The organism is Myxococcus virescens, from assembly GCF_900101905.1.
In the GTDB taxonomy this organism is placed as follows: Bacteria; Myxococcota; Myxococcia; order Myxococcales; family Myxococcaceae; genus Myxococcus; species Myxococcus virescens.
The window spans coordinates 1,153,086-1,167,880 of the sequence record NZ_FNAJ01000001.1 but is presented as its reverse complement, the minus strand read 5'-3'; the positions used below and the strand labels follow the sequence as shown (position 1 = coordinate 1,167,880).

The following is a 14,795-nucleotide window of genomic DNA, read 5'->3' as shown; positions in this document are numbered from 1 at the left end:
GGCGTTCATCCCCCCGCGTACAGCGGCGCCATCGCATCCACGATGGCGCCCATCAGCCGCTGGCCGTCGGGCGTGTCCGGGCAGAGTCCGCCCCAGACGAGCGTGAGGCGTTCGGCCACCGGGCGGAAGTACATGCGCCCGCGCATGCGGACCGGCTCGTAGCTCTCCCGGCCGCCCACGAGGTAGTCCTCCTCTGGCACGCCGAACACGGCGTAGTAGGTGAGGTCCGGCGCCTGCGCGTCCTGCACCCGGTGCAGTCCGCTGGGGATGATGCAGCCCACCTCCGCCATGTGCCACGGGCCTTCACGGCCCTGGCGCACGTCCAGCACCTCGAAGCACATCTTCGACGCGGGGCAGCCCAGCTCCCCGGCCGTGAGGAAGTTGTAGTCGAGCCGCGGAATCTCCAGCATCTCGTCCAGGTCCGGGCGGCCGTCGCGGGTGAATCCCCACGGGCTGCCGTCCCGCTTGTACGAGCGGATGCCGTAGGCGCCGTAGAAGACGTTGTACCAGGGGCTGTGCGGGTTGAAGTAGTTGGAGCAACCGGCCCGCTCCGGGAAGTCTCCGATGGTGAAGGCCACCAGCAGGTCCATCAGCCGCTTGGTGTCGAAGGCCATGAAGGGTTCATGCGCCACCGCGCCAATCGACCCGCGGATGGCGGGCACCGGTGTGGCGATACCGGCCTCCGCCAGGAAGTTCTTCTTCCCCGGCAGCGGCGTGGCCTTCATGGCCAGGATGGCGAGCTCTCGTTGCAGACCCATGGAATTCCTACCCCCTCGCCGCACATCCTAGCGGAGGAAGGGTACACTGCTGAACATGCCGGAGAAGCTCGTCTTCGAGCACACCTTGGAGGGTCTCTTCGTGCGAGGACTGGGGGCCCGCGTCACCCCCGTGCTCCGCGAGCGGCTGCGGGAGGTGGGGGTGGACCTGGAGCGCAAGCTGCAGCCCGCCTACGCCTTTGACACATGGTGCTTCGCCGTGCGCGTGGCCGCGCGCGAGCTGCACCCGGACGTGCCCGACGACGTGGGCTACGCGCTGCTGGGTGAGCGCATGGTGGACGGCTACCGGGAGACGGTGCTGGGGCGCGCGGCCTTCGGTGTGATTCAGCTCCTGGGCCCCCGCCGGTGCGTGAGCCGGGCCCGGCAGATGTTCCGCTCCGGGAACAACTACACGGAGACACGCCTGGACGACGTGTCCCCCACCGAAGTGGACCTGTGGATGAACGAGGCCGGGGTCATCCGCTACTTCACGCAAGGCGCGCTACGCGCGGGCCTGCGCGCCGTGGGAGCGCCGCATGCCGAGGTGCAGGTGCGCGCCTTCACCGACGAAGGCGTCACCTACCGGCTCACGTGGCGCAACGGCCACGAGGCCTGAGCCTGCTGGGATTCCATGGGCAGGAGCCGTCCTGCTCCCGCCTGGAGGTGTGTCTCAACGCGCGGCGTGCTCCACCGCGTCTTCCGGAGCCGCGCCCAGGAAGTAGCGCGAGCGCGCCTTGGCGAGCTGCGAGTGCGCTTCCTCCAGCGACACGCAGTCCACCGTGATGTCGTTGTCCGCCGCCGCCGCCGAGGCCACCCGCGCCGTCTGCAGCCGGGCGATGGTGGAATCCGAGACGTGCGCGCACATGACGCAGCCCATCTGCCGGCCGTAGGCCACCACCTCTCCGAAGAGGCTGGCGGACTCCGGCTCCAGGGTCCTGAGCCCACGCATGTCCGCGAGCACCAGGTGTCGTCCTCCTCCGTAGGAGTCTGTTTCGTGACGATACCGGCTCGCGAAGTCCCGCATCTCGTTCGGCCTGACGAACCCACTCAACCGCACGGTGACGGTACGGCGATTCTTGTCATTGATGACTTCGAACATGCGTGCGCCCTCCTCGCGAGGCAAAGATTAACATGAAGACAAACGGGGTTCCATGCGGCCCTCCAGGGCAGGTTCATGGCTGGAAGGGTGTGCAAGCGTGTCTGGGTTGTCTGGCGCCGGTGGAAGTTTCCGTGTGCTGGCAACCGCATGTGGTGACGGCGCAATCCTCCGCCAGGAGGTGACGCCCGTCTGGGAAAGGCTCAGGCGCGCTGGCTGCTCTGGCCGGTGACGACGGCGGAGCCAATGAGGTGCGCCAGCCGCAGGGCCTCCGGGACGAGGCCGCGGTCCGTCACGCGCGCCAGCGCCTCGGCCACCCAGGCGGGCTCCGCGCCCTGCACCTGGAAGGTGAAGCCTCCCAGTTGGTGGATGGGGCCCGCGCGCTTCAGCTTCGCCCAGCGCGCGTCCGCGCGAGGCAGACGCCGCAGCGCGCGCTCCACCGCGCCCATGTCCGGTGGCCGCCGCATCACCGCCACGCACGGCCGCTTCAGCCGGCTGGCCAGCAGGGGCAGGTCCACGACGTTGAAGCCGCCGAACGCAATGCCATCCAGCAGCACCAGGTGGAGCTGCGGGAGGAACTTCCCGCCTTCCAGCAGCCGGCACACCTCCCGCGTGGCGTTCCAGCCGTCGCGGCGCACCCGTCCCCAGACGAGCCCTTCCAAGCGAGTGCCTCCGCACACCACGCCCGCCAGGGGCACGGCGGCGCCGGGGCGGCGCGCGAAGGGGCCGCCGTCGAAGCCGATGACACGCGGGAAGCGGGGCAGGCGCATGGACCACGCAGCCTCTCAGGGGGCGCCCGCAAAGAGAAAGCCCGGACTCGCCATCCGCGAGACCGGGCTTCCATGGCTTCGCCGGACCGCCGTTCAGGCCGCGCGAACGTTCTGCGCCTGCAGACCCTTGGGGCCCCGGCCTACTTCGAACTCCACCTTCTGGCCTTCCTGCAGGGTGCGGAAGCCATCCATGTTGATGGCGCTGTGATGGACGAACACGTCCTCACCGCCGCCGTCCTGCACGATGAACCCAAAACCCTTCGCATCGTTGAACCACTTGACGGTACCGGTTGCCATGAATCGCGTTCTTTCGTTCCAAAGCGGCTGGGGTGGCCGCGGATATCGCCCTCTCAGAAACTGAAGGGCCGTGCTGCGAGCCATAGTCTGCCCGGGGCGGGCCACCGAGTGGAAGCCCCCCTGGTCCCCTAGCAGCCAGGAATTCGCGGGTGGACAGGCTTCCTACCCTCGGTGCCCGGGCAGGCGAGGCGCGCATCGCCGTGCGTCACGGGCCGCGTGCCTACCGTAGTGGCGACTTCACGACGGCAAGACTGGAAGGAGCGCCACATGGCTGAACCGCAGACCCTGAGCCCGTCTACCCCCAGACTCGTCCCGCCCCCGGTGCCTCCGGAAGGGCGCTTCCGGCGGGGCGTGCGCCGCGCCATGGACCGGAGCGCCGCCGCTGGCATCATCTCCCGTCCGCTCCTGGGACGGCTGCCGTTGCGCCGGTGGGTGCCCCAGGACCTGCACTCGCTCATGGACTACAAGGGCGGGACGGCCTCGGTGGTGGCGGGGGTGTTGTCCGGAGATGCGGTGGCGAAGTCCGCGGGCATCGCCCTGGGGTCCACCATCCTCGGTGTGTCATTGTTGACGGACTACCGCATCAGCTTGACCAAGCTCATCCCCATCGAAGCGCATGAAATCGCCGACTATGCCTTTGGCGCCGCGTCCATCCTTTCGCCCTTCGTGCTGGGCTATGCGAAGCGCAGCCCGCTGGCCGCGGCCATCCATGTGGCGGTGGGCGTGACGACCGTGCTCGCGTCGCTGGTGACGGACTACCGGTGCCAGACGGGCATGCACCTGGGCGGCGAGCTGGCGACGGACCCGGGGGCGATTGGCGCGTGAGTGCCCCTGTTCCTCCAGCGCGCGCCAGCACCGTGCGCGGCGCGCTGGAGGCGGCGCTGACGTCCGCCCCGGAGAGCGGCCTCACCGCGAAGGACCTCTCCGCCCTGGTGGGCATCTCCGAGAAGGACGTGGCCGGACACCTGGAGCACCTGGAGAAATCCCTCAAGGTCCAGGGCGCCCGCCTGGAGGTGCTGCCCGCCTCATGCCTGGCGTGTGGCTTCACCTTCAAGGACCGCAGGCGCTTCACGCGGCCCGGTGCCTGCCCCCAGTGCCGCGCCACGCGCATTGATCCTCCGGCCTTCCGCGTCATCGGTTGAAGGCGCCTGGGGGCGCCGTCCCGGGCGCGGTGGAGATTTCACCATTCGGTTGACAATCGAGCGGTGATTGCAGGAATACTCAACCAACTGGATGAATATTGGGAGAGCGTCATGGCGTCGACAGGGAGTGACAAGGGTGCGCCGGTTGCCACGGCGATGATGATGATTCGCCGTCCCGTGGCGGACGTCTTCGCGGCCTTCGTGGACCCCGCAATCACCACGAAGTTCTGGTTCAGCCGGGGCAGCGCGCGGCTCCAGCCCGGCGGCACGGCGCAGTGGTTCTGGGACACCTACGGCGTGTCGGCCACCGTGAACGTGTTGGACTTCGAGCCCGGTGCCCGCCTGCGCATCGAGTGGGGCGACCCGGGGGCGATGACCTTCGTGGAGTGGACCTTCACGGCGCTGTCGCCGGACCGCACGTATGTCCGCGTCGTCGAGTCCGGCTTCCGGGGGGACGACAAGGCCGTCGTGGCGCGAGCGCTGGACAGCACCGGGGGCTTCAACCTGCTCCTCGCCGGGGCCAAGGCCTGGCTGGAGCACGGCATCGCGCTCGCGCTCGTCCCGGACCATGTCCCCGAGGACGCGCGGCACCTCATCTGACGCCGCGGTTCCCCCCACCTCCACGCATGACCGAAGGCGCCATGAAACGAGACTCGCACGCCCGCCTGTTGTCCTCCGACACCGTCCGAATCGAACGCCTGCTGCCCGGCCCCATCGAGCGCGTGTGGGCCTATCTCACCGAGCCGGAGAAGCGCCGGCTGTGGCTCGCGGGTGGCCCCACGGAGACGAAGGTCGGTGGCAAGGTGGAGCTGTTGTTCCGCCACGCCGAACTGTCAGAGGAAGGCGGCGCCCCACCGCCGCGCCACGAGGACATGGCACAGGGCCACGTCAACGCGGGGTGCGTGACGGCGTGTGAGCCGCCGCGCCTGTTTGCCTATACGTGGGCGGAGAACCACGGGGACCCGTCAGAGGTCCGCTTCGAGCTGACCGAGCGCGAGGACGGCGTTCTGCTGACCGTCACCCACGTGCGACTCGATGGCCGGGATGCCCTGCGCAGCGTGGCGGGCGGCTGGCATACGCACCTCGACCTCCTGGTCGACCGGCTGAATGGACAGCGCTCGCCTGACTTCTGGGAAGCCTACGAGCGCGTCCACGCCGAGTACGTCACGCGCCCGGGCTTTGAGTAACGCGGTTGCTGGCGCTCCCGCGGTGCATCCGGGTACGGCCCTTGGAGGACCGCACCCGGAGGTCCATGTCTACTTCGGCTCTTCGGGGACGAAGCGGCAATCCGGGTCGGTGAGGGCGCAGAGCTGATTGCAGCAGCCATCCGCCCGGCAGCTGCAGGTGGGCTCCAGGATGATGGGCCTGCAGGTCTGGGCGTTGCCGTTGCAAGTCACGGTGCCGCCGTTGGCGCTGTTGGCCGAACAGGCGAAGCCCGTGCCGGAGCACGACTTGATATTCCCACCCTCGCACTCGATCTGCACGAAACAGTCACCGGTCAGCGCGGCCTCCTGCGTGCGGAAGTGGTCCTCGGCGGTGACGTCGTTACCTCCCTGGGGCTGCTCCTCGGTGGGCACAGGCCCGCAAGAGGTCAGCATCACCAGCGCCATGACGAAGATTCCAGCCATCGACTTCATGAGAACCTCTCTTTTGTGGGGAGATACCGCGGCAGGAAATATGAGAGGAATTCCCTGTCGTCAATGGTCTCGCTTTGTGATGGATGGGTGTCTTTTCCGACCGTTTGAGAAGGGTTTGTAGCCTTTTATGTCTCGCCCGGTGCGTCACCAGGCGTAGTCCTCTGGTGCGGGCTTGTGGCCCGGGAAGATGTCATCCAAGCGTGACAGTGTTTTCGCATCGAGTGTGACACTGGCCGCGCGGACGGCGGCCTCGAGCTGGGCGGACGTTCGCGGTCCGATGATGGGCGCGGTGACGGCGGGCTGATGTAGCAGCCACGCCAACGCGACGTCTCCAGGCTCATGCCCGAGCTCGTCGGCGAGCGCCTCGTAGCGCTCGATGCGGTCGCGGTGCTTCTGGAGGGCTTCCTTGGCGCGTCCTTCCAGACGGCGTTTGCCCTCGCGCTCCTTGCGGAGCACGCCGCCCAGCAGTCCGCCCTGGAGGGGGGACCAGGGGAGGATGCCCACGCCGTGGAACTGCGCGGACGGAATCACCTCCAGCTCCACGGTGCGGGCCATCAGGTTGTAGAGCGACTGCTCGCTGACCAGTCCGGTGAAGTTGCGCCGTGCCGCCACGGCCTGGGCCTGGGCGATGTGCCAGCCCGCGAAGTTGCTGCTGCCGACGTAGAGCACCTTGCCCTGCGCCACGGCCACCTCCATGGCCTGCCAGATCTCCTCCCAGGGCGTGGCGCGGTCGATGTGGTGGAACTGATAGAGGTCGACGTAGTCCGTGCGCAGCCGCTTCAAGCTGGCATCCAGCGCGCGGCGGATGTTGAGCGCGGACAGCTTGCCCTCGTTGGGCCAGTCACCCATGGGCGCGTAGAGCTTGGTCGCGAGCACGGTGCGCTCGCGCCGCCGGTCGCCCTTGGCGAACCAGTTGCCGATGACCTCCTCGGTGCGGCCCTTGTTCTCCCCGAAGCCGTAGACGTTGGCGGTGTCGAAGAAGTTGATGCCGTGGCCGAGCGCGGAATCCATGATGGCGTGGGACTCCGGCTCCTCGGCCGTCCAACCGAAGTTCATGGTGCCCAGGCACAGCCGGCTGACGGAGAGCCCCGAGCGGCCCAATTGCGTGTACTTCATGGCGACTCCTCGATGGCCGGAGGCAGGCTCCCTCCACCGAGGACGGCCCGGCCGTTCACCGCCCCGCGGGTGCCGAGCATTCAGGGCATCCGCGGCGCATGGGGGCCAGGGGTTTGCGGTGACGCCCACGCCAGGTGTCGGACAGCCAACCCGGGCGAGTGTCGAGGCGGCGTTGGTGAAACGAAAAAGGGCCACCGCCATGAAGGCAGTGGCCCTTGGGGCCGACGGAAGACCGTGGGGCTTACGGGTACAGCGCGCGGGCGCCGCTGCGGTCGTCGCTGGTCAGCACCAGGTCACCCGTCTGGGTGCCGCTGCACTGCGGGTAGTGCATGACGGAGCTGGAGTCATACGGCGTCAGCGCGCGCCAGGCGTTGTCCTCGTAGCAGCCGGTGCTGGTGAGGCGGGTGTGCTCGTGGCGGAAGCCCAGCACGTGGCCCAGCTCGTGGCGAAGCACGCCCTCCAGCGTCCAGGGCGCGATGTTCTGGAAGGACGTGGTCGAGATGAGGACGTTGGCGCTGCGGCGGGCGCTGTTGGGGAAGAAGGCGCGCGCCAGGTACTGGGACGTGTTCGTCTGGTTCACGTCGAACACGACGTTGTTGTTGCGGTTCGTGCACTTCGAGTCTTCAGCGCTGACGTGGACGAACTTGACGTTGGCGGCCGCCTCCCACTCCGCCGCGGCGCTCTTCATCGCGTTGACCACGCGCGTGTAGTTGCCGCCGAACTTGGTGCTCACGCAGTACGTGAGGTTGAGGGCCTGGCTGGCGCTCCACTTGATGTCGCGTCCACCGCTGTAATACACGGCCAGCGCGCCCTGCTGCGTTCCAATGCCGCCAACGGACTGCTCGTAGAACTCGCGCAGCTCCGACTCCGTCGGCAGGAAGATGTCACCGTCGACGACGAAACCACCGGACTCGGGCTCCTGATACGCGCCGGCGCGGAACTCCTCGAACGAGACCTGCTGCGTATCCTGCGTCTCGGACTCAGGGGCGCCGCACGCGGAGCCAAGGACGGAGATACCTGCCAGAAGCGCAATGGAGCGAAACTTAGCCATGGTGGACCCTCGGAGCGGATTCTCGGAATTGAAACAAAAAGCGAGAAGAAGACCCCGGCACCGGGAAAACGGACACACAGGTCTACGCGAATTCTGAACCGGGGCTTGAGTCTCACTGGAAGTGAGAGTCTGCTCTGACTCAGGGGTGAATCGGTCCGCATCGACGGCGGGCACCGGGGGCGGGTCATCGAAAAGAAATCCCCCGTGAAAAGGCGGTCGATTCACGGAGGTTTCGTTCGACCACGGAAGCAGGGAGGCTCTTCTCCCGCTCACCCGTGAGGCACGGACCCATGAAGTACCTGCTGATGATCTACGAGAACGAGAAGGCCGCCGAGACGCTGTCGGAGGCGGACGTCCAGCGCGTGATGGGGGAGTACGGCACCTTCGAGCAGGCCATCCGGCAGAGCGGGCACTTCATCTCGGGCGAGGAGCTGGAGCCCACGGCGGCGGCCACCACGGTGCGCATCCGCGACGGCAAGCGACTGACGACCGACGGCCCATTCGCGGAGACGCGGGAGCAACTGGGCGGCTTCTTTCTCGTGGAGGCCAGGGACCTCGACGAGGCGATTGGCATCGCGTCTCGCATTCCCAGCGCGCGCAGCGGCTCCATCGAGGTGCGGCCGGTGCGGGAATTCACCCTGCCCCAGGACTGACGCCGGGGCCCGCGCGGCATGATGGACATCCCCTCCATTCTCGAGCGGGCGCACCGTGAGGATTACGGGCGCATCGTGGCCACGCTCATCCGCGTGCTGGACAGCGACTTCGGCGCGGCGGAGGAGGTGGTGCAGGAAGCCTTCGCCGCTGCCTTGAAGCAGTGGCCGCGCGAGGGTGTGCCGCGCGAGCCGGCCGGTTGGCTGATGCGCGTCGCGCGCAACAAGGCGGTGGACCGCATGCGGCGGTCCGCTCGCCTGGAGGCGCGCGTGGGCGCGTTGGAGGCGGTGGCGCCATCCGTGGACGACGCCGAATGGCAGACGTTCCCGGACGACTCGCTGCGCCTTCTCTTCACCTGCTGTCACCCCGCCTTGTCTCCCGAGGCCCAGGTGGCGCTCGCGCTTCGTTGCCTGTGTGGGTTGACGACGGAGGAGATCGCCCGCGCCTTCCTCGTGTCACCCGCCACGCTGGCCCAGCGGCTGGTGCGCGCGCAGCGGAAGATACGCACCGCGCGCATTCCCTACGTCATCCCGGAGCCCGAGGTACTGGCGGAGCGCACCGAGGGCGTGCTGCACACGCTCTACCTCGTCTTCTCGGAGGGCTACGCGGCCACGGACGGGCCGGCGTTGCTGCGAGTGGACCTTTGCGAAGAGGCCCTGCGCCTGGCCCGGCTGGCGCGCTCGCTGCTCCCTGGCGACGCGGAGGTGGCGTCCCTGCGGGCGTTGATGCTGCTTCACCACTCCCGCCGCCGGGCACGCGTGGCGGCGGATGGCGGGCTGGTGCTGCTGGACCGGCAGGACCGCTCGCTCTGGGATGGCGCGCAGCGGGACGAAGGACTGGCGGAGCTGGAGGCCGCGCTCGCCATGGGCGCTCGGGGGCCGTACACGGTGCAGGCGGCCATCGCGGCGCTGCATGCCCAGGCTCCGCGCGCCGAGGACACCGACTGGGCGCAGATTGCCGCGCTGTATGCGCGGCTGGTGGTGTTGACGCCGGGGCCCGTGGTGGCGCTCAACCATGCCGCCGCCGTGGCGATGGCCCGCGGCCCCGAGCACGGATTGTCCCTGGTGGATGACCTGGAGGCCTCCGGACGGCTGGCGGACTACCACCTGCTGCCGGCCGCGCGCGCGGACCTGCTCCGGCGTCTGGGGCGCAAGGACGAGGCCGTGAGTGCGTACCGGCGGGCACTGGCAAGGGTTCGCACCGCGCCCGAGCGGCGTTTCCTGGAAGCGCGGCTCCGCGAGCTGCTGGCGGAGTGAAGGCGCCCTCGCTGGCTTCTCGGTGGTCGCTCCAGCGCCTGAGTCAGTCCTCCGTCGATGACGAAGGAGGCAGCCGTTCGATGGTGGCGAGCCAGGCCTGTGCGCCCTCCGGGTCGGTCTGCTCGTAGTGCGCCTCCTGGATGGACTTCACGCGCCAGCCTTCCCCGAAGGTCGCGCTCACTGCCTCCGGTGGAACGGCGCGCGGCCCGTCGCGGAAGTACAGCGCATGGTAGTGTCCGCCGGGCCGGAGCACGCTCGCGAGGCTGGCGGCGAACGCGGGCCGGTCTCCAGGCTCGAAGACGTGGAGCAGGGCCGAATCAAGGATGGTGTCGAAGCGCCGGCCCAGCGTGGCCAGCTCCAGGGCGTTGCCCACGCGCAGGTCCACGTCGAGCCCGCGCAGAGAGGCCGTCTCGCGTGCCCGCTGGATGGCCGGCTCCATCATGTCCACGCCGCACACCGGCAGGCCCTTGGCCGCCAGGAAGAGGGCGTTCTCCGCGAAGCCGCAGCCCACGTCGAGCACCTCGCCGGAAATCGCGCCGGCCTCCCACAACTGGACGAAGGCCCGTTGGGGCCGTCCGATGTCCCAGGGCGCGCCCAGCAGGTATGCCGAGCGGAAGAACTCGCGCCGGACCGCTGCCCCTTCATGCTCCCGCCGCATGCCGCACCTCGCCTTCCTGGGTTTTGTGAGAGCGATGCCGCGGAATCAGCCGGACTCCGAGCGGCTGGAGCGCGAGCGCCGGCCGGGGCCGCACCACGCAGCCCGGTGCCAGCTCCAGCCGGAACCGCCGTGCCACGCACGCGGTGATGAGCACCGTCTCCATCATCGCCAGCACCGAGCCGATGCAGAACCGGGGGCCGCCGCCGAACGGGAAGTAGACGTACCGGTGCATGCGCTGGGCGTCCTCGGCCAGCCAGCGCTCGGGACGGAAGGACTCGGGGGCGTCGAAGTAGCGCGCGTCGCGGTGGGTGACCCATTGGCTCACCGCCAGCATCGTGCCCGCCGGGACGTGGAACCCACCGAGCTCACAGTCGCGCAGCGCCTCCCGGCTGGTAATCCACGCCGGTGAGTACAGGCGCATGGCCTCCTTCACCACCGCCTCCGTGTAGCGCAGGCGGGGAAGGTCCTCGGCGCCAGGGAGCCGGCCCCCGAGCACCGTCTCCAGCTCCGCCACCAGCAGGGCCTCGGCCTCCGGGTGCTGGGCCAGCAGGTACCAGGCCCACACGAGCGCGTCCGCCGTCGTCTCGTGCCCGGACATGATCATCGTCGCCAGCTCATCGCGCAGCTGGGTTTCGGAGAGGGGCACCGGAGCGGACAGGAGCAGGGCGAGCAGGTCCGTGCGCGACTCCGGTTGCTCCCGATAGCGGCGCACGAGCGTCGCGAGCAGCGTGTTGAGCCGGCCCAGGGCGCGGCGCAGGCGGAGGTTGGTGGGCGTGGGCACCCAGATGGGCGGACGCAGGGGGCTGTCGGTGTGCCGCATGACGGCGTCCACGGCGGCGGCCACGTGGCGGGCCTCGTCGTCGATGGGCGTGTGGAAGAGGAAGCGGCTGACGATGTCGAGCGCCAGCGCGGACACGTCCGCGTGCACGTCCCGCGCGTCGCCCGGACGCCACGTCTGGAGCATCGTTTCGGTGAGGGCCACCACGGTGTCACCACACGCGGCCACGTGCTTGCGATGGAACGCGGGCTGGACGAGGCGCCGCTTGCGCAGCCAGTCCTCGCCCTCGCTGTTCATCATCGCTTCGGGAAAGCCGCCTTTGTGACGCTTGCCCTGGCCCACTCCGGCGAGCTTCACGAAGTTGCCGTCGCCGTTGACGAGGACGCGTTCAATCAGGTCCGGGTGATTGAGGAGGAAGTTGCGCTTCCCCAGGCGCACCACGTCGCCGTACTCCCTGGCGCAGCGGGTGAGGAACCCCAGCGGGTCCTCGGAGAACTCCACCAGGTTGCCAGCAATGAAGTGGCCCTGGGGCCCCGGCGGAAGGCGCACCTGTGGCATGAAAGGGTCCTGGAGGGGGGGAACTGCCGCTGGCGCAGGTGGAGCGAACCATGCGCTCCACCCACGTCGACCAGCTCTTGAGACCCAACCGTCAGGGCACAATGCCTGACGGCTTTTGATTAGTAATAGATATACGGGGCGGAGAGCTTGTCCGCGCGAGCAAACCGCATCAGCACAGCCAAAGAGTACAGGGCCTTCTTCATGGCGAACTCCTGGTTTGAGATGGTGGCGTCTTGCTGTCTGCTGACGTCATGGCCAGCGCGGTGAAATGTGGCACAGCCCGAGAAGGCAGTGCAAGTGTCTGTGATTAGTGGAAACCCCTTGCTTCCGAGGCTGGTGCGCCGCGCCATCACCGGTAGTGGGTGGCAATCCAGTCGCCTTCAATCTGCTGCACGGAGATGTCCAGCTCGTAGATGGCGCGCAGGACGTCGGGGCGCATGATGTCCTCCGGGCGGCCCTGGAACGCGACCTTGCCGTCGCGCATGGCGACGATGTGGTCGGAGTAGCAGGAGGCGAAGTTGATATCGTGCAGCACCAGCACGAAGCTCTTGCCCAGCGTGTCCGCGGCGTGCCGGAGCCGCTTCATCATGGACACCGCGTGTTTCAGGTCCAGGCCGTTGAGCGGCTCGTCCAGCAGCACGTGGTCCGTGTCCTGGCAGAGCACCATGGCCACGAAGGCGCGCTGACGCTGGCCGCCGGACATCTCATCCAGGAAGCGGTCGGCGAGCGCGCTCAGCCCCATGTGCTCGATGGCCCGCTCCACGTGTTCGCGGTCCTGCACGGTGGGGCGGTCCTTGGTGTGTGGATAGCGGCCGAAGGTCACCAATTCACGCACCGTCAGCCGGGCGGAGATGTGGTTGTCCTGCCGGAGGATGGCCAGCCGCTTCGCGAGTGTGTCCCCCGGCGTGGTGGTGACGTCCAGCCCGTCCACCCAGACGTTGCCCGACGACATGGGCATCACCCGGCTCATCATGGACAGCAGGGTCGACTTGCCCGCGCCGTTGGGGCCGATGATGGAGGTGATGCCGCCCACGGGCAGGCTCAGGGTGACGCCATCCACCACCAGCGTTTCACCGTAGCGCTTGCTGACGTTCTTCGCCTCGATCATCTCGTGGCCTTTCTCATGAGCATCGCGATGAACACCGCCCCACCGACGAACTCGATGATGACCCGGGGATTGGTGTCCAGGCGGAAGACGCGCTCCAGGATGAACTGCCCAGCGACCAGGGCGATGGCGGCGATGAGCGCGGCGGCGGGGAGGACGAACGCGTGCTGATACGTCCGCATCACCGCGTAGGCGATGTTGGCCACCAGCAACCCCAGGAACGTCACGGGCCCCACCAGCGCGGTGGACACGGCGACCAGGATGGCCACCAGCGCCAGCACCCATGACACCGTCCGCTGGTAGTCCACGCCCAGGTTGATGGCGGCCTCCCGGCCCAGCACCAGGACGTCACAGGCGCGCAGCAGCCGCAGGCCCAGCACGGAGACCCCCAGCGTCAGCACCGCGGAGAGCAGCAGCAGGTCGTGCTCCGGGTCGTTGAAGCTGGCGAAGAAGCGGTCCTGCAGGAAGATGAACTCGTTGGGCTCGATGACGCGCTGGACGAACGACGACAGGCTCCGGAACAGCACGCCCATCACCACGCCGCTGAGCAGCAGCAGGTGGACGTTGCCCCGGGCCCTGCCGAAGAGCCAGCCGTGCAGCATGGCGGAGAAGGCCACCATGATGATGACCTCCGCGCCGAACAGGAACCGGGGGTCCAGCCCCGCCACGGTGGTGGAGCCCAGGAAGAACACCAGGCACGTCTGGATGAGCACGTACAGGTAGTCGAACCCCATGATGGCGGGCGTCAGCACGCGGTTGCCCGTCACCGTCTGGAAGAGCACCGTGGAGACGGCGACGGCGTAGCCCACCAGCAGCGCGGTGGCGACCTTCTTCCCGCGGAAGGGCAGCACGAAGTCCCACGGGCCGCTCACGTCGACGAGCATGAACAGGGCCATGAAGGCCACGGCCACGCAGCCCAGCACGAGCAGGGGCCGCAGGGGGTTGACGGACGGGGCGCTAGCCGGCACGGGCGCCTCGCTTCAGCAGGAGGTACAGGAAGAGCACGCTGCCGATGACGCCAGCGATGGTGCCTCCGGGAATCTCATACGGGTGGCGCACCACGCGGCCCACGATGTCGCAGAGCAGCACGAACGCGGCGCCGCTCACCGCGACCCAGGGAATGGACCTGCGCGCGTTGTCGCCCATGACCATGCTGACCAGGTTGGGGACAATCAGGCCCAGGAACGGAATCATGCCCACCGTGACGACCACCATCGCGGTCACCAGGGCGACGATGAACAGCCCCAGCGCGACGATGCGCGGGTAGTTCAGCCCCAGGTTGGTGGTGAACGTCTCGCCCATGCCGGCCACGGTGAAGCGGTCCGCGGCGGTGTAGGCGGCGCAGGTGAGGCCCAGCGTCACCCACAGCAGCTCGTAACGGCCGCGAAGCACGGTGGAGAAGTCGCCGGTGGTCCACGCGTTGACCGTCTGAAGCAGGTCGTACCGATAGGCGAAGAAGGTCGTCGCCGAATCGATGATGCCGCCCAGAATCAGGCCCACCACCGGGACGATGAGGGCCGAGCGCAGGGGCATGCGCCGCAGCACCAGCAGGAACAGCGCCGTCCCCGCGAGGGCGAAGACGGTGGCCACCATCATCTTCCCGAGCACCGGAAGGCCCGGCGCCAGCAGGGTGGCGGTCAGCAGGCCCAGGCTGGCGGACTCTGCGGTGCCCGCCGTCGTGGGCTCCACGAAGCGGTTGCGGGCAATCATCTGCATGATGAGGCCCGCGACGCCCAGGGACGTGCCCGCCAGCATGACGGCGAACAGGCGCGGCAGCCGGCTGATGACCAGCACCTGGAGGGCGCGCTCATCCGGCTCGGGAGCGAAGAGGGCGCGCCAGGACACGTCACTGGCGCCAATCAGGAGGCTGACCACCGCCAGCGTGACGAGGACGGCGGCGGCGGCGAACGCGCGCTTCACGGTGG

20 protein-coding genes are annotated in these 14,795 nt (G+C 68.6%); 7 read left to right on the top strand and 13 right to left on the bottom strand.

From position 1 onward, the window contains the following. Positions 1–5: 5 nt before the first annotated feature. Complete coding sequence (locus tag BLU09_RS04795) at positions 6–758, bottom strand: hypothetical protein (protein ID WP_143043105.1); 753 nt, start codon at positions 756–758, stop codon at positions 6–8. Positions 759–813: 55 nt separating this feature from the next. Here BLU09_RS04795 and BLU09_RS04790 point away from each other — a divergent pair, with 55 nt between their 5' ends. Next, positions 814–1,371 (top strand): DUF2378 family protein, encoded by a 558-nt coding sequence (locus BLU09_RS04790; protein WP_090486043.1) that lies wholly within the window; start codon positions 814–816, stop codon positions 1,369–1,371. A gap of 54 nt (positions 1,372–1,425) precedes the next feature. Here BLU09_RS04790 and BLU09_RS04785 read toward each other — a convergent pair whose 3' ends face one another. The 3 genes from BLU09_RS04785 to BLU09_RS04775 all read right to left on the bottom strand — a co-directional run bounded on the left by BLU09_RS04785 (position 1,426) and on the right by BLU09_RS04775 (position 2,918). Then, the gene (locus BLU09_RS04785; protein WP_186817974.1) at positions 1,426–1,854 is read right to left on the bottom strand and encodes a hypothetical protein; all 429 of its coding nucleotides are present in this window, start codon (positions 1,852–1,854) and stop codon (positions 1,426–1,428) included. A gap of 200 nt (positions 1,855–2,054) precedes the next feature. After that, positions 2,055–2,621: an endonuclease dU gene (locus tag BLU09_RS04780; protein WP_090486037.1), complete on the bottom strand. Its 567-nt coding sequence runs from the start codon at positions 2,619–2,621 to the stop codon at positions 2,055–2,057. A 93-nt stretch (positions 2,622–2,714) separates the two neighbouring features. Next, positions 2,715–2,918, bottom strand: coding sequence for a cold-shock protein (locus BLU09_RS04775; RefSeq protein ID WP_002635980.1), 204 nt, complete (start codon positions 2,916–2,918; stop codon positions 2,715–2,717). A 267-nt stretch (positions 2,919–3,185) separates the two neighbouring features. Here BLU09_RS04775 and BLU09_RS04770 point away from each other — a divergent pair, with 267 nt between their 5' ends. The 4 genes from BLU09_RS04770 (at position 3,186) to BLU09_RS04755 (ending at position 5,247) form a co-directional block, all read left to right on the top strand. Then, on the top strand, positions 3,186–3,743 hold the full coding sequence (locus BLU09_RS04770) for an SPW repeat domain-containing protein (RefSeq protein ID WP_228558119.1): 558 nt from the start codon (positions 3,186–3,188) through the stop codon (positions 3,741–3,743). Then, positions 3,740–4,060, top strand: coding sequence for a transcriptional regulator (locus tag BLU09_RS04765; protein WP_090486034.1), 321 nt, complete (start codon positions 3,740–3,742; stop codon positions 4,058–4,060). Before BLU09_RS04770 ends, BLU09_RS04765 begins: the two co-directional genes overlap by 4 nt. Before the next feature lie 111 nt (positions 4,061–4,171). After that, positions 4,172–4,660, top strand: coding sequence for an SRPBCC family protein (locus BLU09_RS04760; protein ID WP_090486031.1), 489 nt, complete (start codon positions 4,172–4,174; stop codon positions 4,658–4,660). 41 nt (positions 4,661–4,701) lie between these two features. After that, positions 4,702–5,247 carry an SRPBCC family protein gene (locus tag BLU09_RS04755; RefSeq protein WP_244171412.1) on the top strand — a complete coding sequence of 182 codons (546 nt, stop codon included), beginning with the start codon at positions 4,702–4,704 and terminating at the stop codon, positions 5,245–5,247. Positions 5,248–5,316: 69 nt separating this feature from the next. Here the strand turns inward: BLU09_RS04755 and BLU09_RS04750 are convergent, their stop codons facing one another. From BLU09_RS04750 to BLU09_RS04740, 3 genes are all read right to left on the bottom strand, one after another. Continuing rightward, positions 5,317–5,697, bottom strand: a complete 381-nt coding sequence (locus tag BLU09_RS04750) for a hypothetical protein (RefSeq protein WP_090486024.1) — start codon at positions 5,695–5,697, stop codon at positions 5,317–5,319. 144 nt (positions 5,698–5,841) lie between these two features. Further along, entirely contained in the window at positions 5,842–6,813 is a 972-nt protein-coding gene (locus tag BLU09_RS04745) for an aldo/keto reductase (RefSeq protein WP_090486021.1), read from the bottom strand. A 241-nt stretch (positions 6,814–7,054) separates the two neighbouring features. Continuing rightward, the gene (locus BLU09_RS04740; RefSeq protein WP_141591785.1) at positions 7,055–7,864 is read right to left on the bottom strand and encodes a M57 family metalloprotease; all 810 of its coding nucleotides are present in this window, start codon (positions 7,862–7,864) and stop codon (positions 7,055–7,057) included. A gap of 290 nt (positions 7,865–8,154) precedes the next feature. Between BLU09_RS04740 and BLU09_RS04735 the strand changes: the two genes are divergently transcribed. Beyond that, positions 8,155–8,517 carry a YciI family protein gene (locus tag BLU09_RS04735; RefSeq protein WP_167371023.1) on the top strand — a complete coding sequence of 121 codons (363 nt, stop codon included), beginning with the start codon at positions 8,155–8,157 and terminating at the stop codon, positions 8,515–8,517. 18 nt (positions 8,518–8,535) lie between these two features. Further along, a complete protein-coding gene (locus BLU09_RS04730; protein WP_090486011.1) occupies positions 8,536–9,771 on the top strand; it encodes an RNA polymerase sigma factor in 1,236 nt (411 codons plus the stop codon). Between the two features lie 43 nt (positions 9,772–9,814). Here the strand turns inward: BLU09_RS04730 and BLU09_RS04725 are convergent, their stop codons facing one another. From BLU09_RS04725 to BLU09_RS04700, 6 genes are all read right to left on the bottom strand, one after another. Continuing rightward, entirely contained in the window at positions 9,815–10,429 is a 615-nt protein-coding gene (locus BLU09_RS04725; protein ID WP_090486006.1) for a class I SAM-dependent methyltransferase, read from the bottom strand. Beyond that, on the bottom strand, positions 10,413–11,765 hold the full coding sequence (locus tag BLU09_RS04720) for a cytochrome P450 (RefSeq protein ID WP_090486002.1): 1,353 nt from the start codon (positions 11,763–11,765) through the stop codon (positions 10,413–10,415). Before BLU09_RS04720 ends, BLU09_RS04725 begins: the two co-directional genes overlap by 17 nt. A gap of 119 nt (positions 11,766–11,884) precedes the next feature. Continuing rightward, positions 11,885–11,968, bottom strand: a complete 84-nt coding sequence (locus BLU09_RS40020) for a cittilin family RiPP precursor (protein WP_225888965.1) — start codon at positions 11,966–11,968, stop codon at positions 11,885–11,887. 146 nt (positions 11,969–12,114) lie between these two features. Beyond that, complete coding sequence (locus BLU09_RS04710; RefSeq protein ID WP_090485997.1) at positions 12,115–12,873, bottom strand: iron ABC transporter ATP-binding protein; 759 nt, start codon at positions 12,871–12,873, stop codon at positions 12,115–12,117. Continuing rightward, positions 12,870–13,838 carry an iron chelate uptake ABC transporter family permease subunit gene (locus tag BLU09_RS04705; RefSeq protein ID WP_090485994.1) on the bottom strand — a complete coding sequence of 323 codons (969 nt, stop codon included), beginning with the start codon at positions 13,836–13,838 and terminating at the stop codon, positions 12,870–12,872. Before BLU09_RS04705 ends, BLU09_RS04710 begins: the two co-directional genes overlap by 4 nt. Further along, a complete protein-coding gene (locus tag BLU09_RS04700; RefSeq protein ID WP_090485991.1) occupies positions 13,828–14,790 on the bottom strand; it encodes an ABC transporter permease in 963 nt (320 codons plus the stop codon). Before BLU09_RS04700 ends, BLU09_RS04705 begins: the two co-directional genes overlap by 11 nt. Positions 14,791–14,795 lie beyond the last annotated feature (5 nt).

What these genes read in the sequence shown, in the direction of transcription:
- BLU09_RS04790 (WP_090486043.1), top strand. Translation starts at nt 814, where the DNA reads ATGCCGGAGAAGCTCGTCTTCGAGCACACCTTGGAGGGTCTCTTCGTG.
- BLU09_RS04730 (WP_090486011.1), top strand. Translation starts at nt 8,536, where the DNA reads ATGATGGACATCCCCTCCATTCTCGAGCGGGCGCACCGTGAGGATTAC.
- BLU09_RS04770 (WP_228558119.1), top strand. Translation starts at nt 3,186, where the DNA reads ATGGCTGAACCGCAGACCCTGAGCCCGTCTACCCCCAGACTCGTCCCG.
- BLU09_RS04785 (WP_186817974.1), bottom strand. Translation starts at nt 1,854, where the DNA reads ATGTTCGAAGTCATCAATGACAAGAATCGCCGTACCGTCACCGTGCGG.
- BLU09_RS04710 (WP_090485997.1), bottom strand. Translation starts at nt 12,873, where the DNA reads ATGATCGAGGCGAAGAACGTCAGCAAGCGCTACGGTGAAACGCTGGTG.
- BLU09_RS04775 (WP_002635980.1), bottom strand. Translation starts at nt 2,918, where the DNA reads ATGGCAACCGGTACCGTCAAGTGGTTCAACGATGCGAAGGGTTTTGGG.
- BLU09_RS04745 (WP_090486021.1), bottom strand. Translation starts at nt 6,813, where the DNA reads ATGAAGTACACGCAATTGGGCCGCTCGGGGCTCTCCGTCAGCCGGCTG.
- BLU09_RS04720 (WP_090486002.1), bottom strand. Translation starts at nt 11,765, where the DNA reads ATGCCACAGGTGCGCCTTCCGCCGGGGCCCCAGGGCCACTTCATTGCT.
- BLU09_RS04740 (WP_141591785.1), bottom strand. Translation starts at nt 7,864, where the DNA reads ATGGCTAAGTTTCGCTCCATTGCGCTTCTGGCAGGTATCTCCGTCCTT.
- BLU09_RS04760 (WP_090486031.1), top strand. Translation starts at nt 4,172, where the DNA reads ATGGCGTCGACAGGGAGTGACAAGGGTGCGCCGGTTGCCACGGCGATG.
- BLU09_RS04780 (WP_090486037.1), bottom strand. Translation starts at nt 2,621, where the DNA reads ATGCGCCTGCCCCGCTTCCCGCGTGTCATCGGCTTCGACGGCGGCCCC.
- BLU09_RS04755 (WP_244171412.1), top strand. Translation starts at nt 4,702, where the DNA reads ATGAAACGAGACTCGCACGCCCGCCTGTTGTCCTCCGACACCGTCCGA.
- BLU09_RS04725 (WP_090486006.1), bottom strand. Translation starts at nt 10,429, where the DNA reads ATGCGGCGGGAGCATGAAGGGGCAGCGGTCCGGCGCGAGTTCTTCCGC.
- BLU09_RS40020 (WP_225888965.1), bottom strand. Translation starts at nt 11,968, where the DNA reads ATGAAGAAGGCCCTGTACTCTTTGGCTGTGCTGATGCGGTTTGCTCGC.
- BLU09_RS04735 (WP_167371023.1), top strand. Translation starts at nt 8,155, where the DNA reads ATGAAGTACCTGCTGATGATCTACGAGAACGAGAAGGCCGCCGAGACG.
- BLU09_RS04750 (WP_090486024.1), bottom strand. Translation starts at nt 5,697, where the DNA reads ATGAAGTCGATGGCTGGAATCTTCGTCATGGCGCTGGTGATGCTGACC.
- BLU09_RS04795 (WP_143043105.1), bottom strand. Translation starts at nt 758, where the DNA reads ATGGGTCTGCAACGAGAGCTCGCCATCCTGGCCATGAAGGCCACGCCG.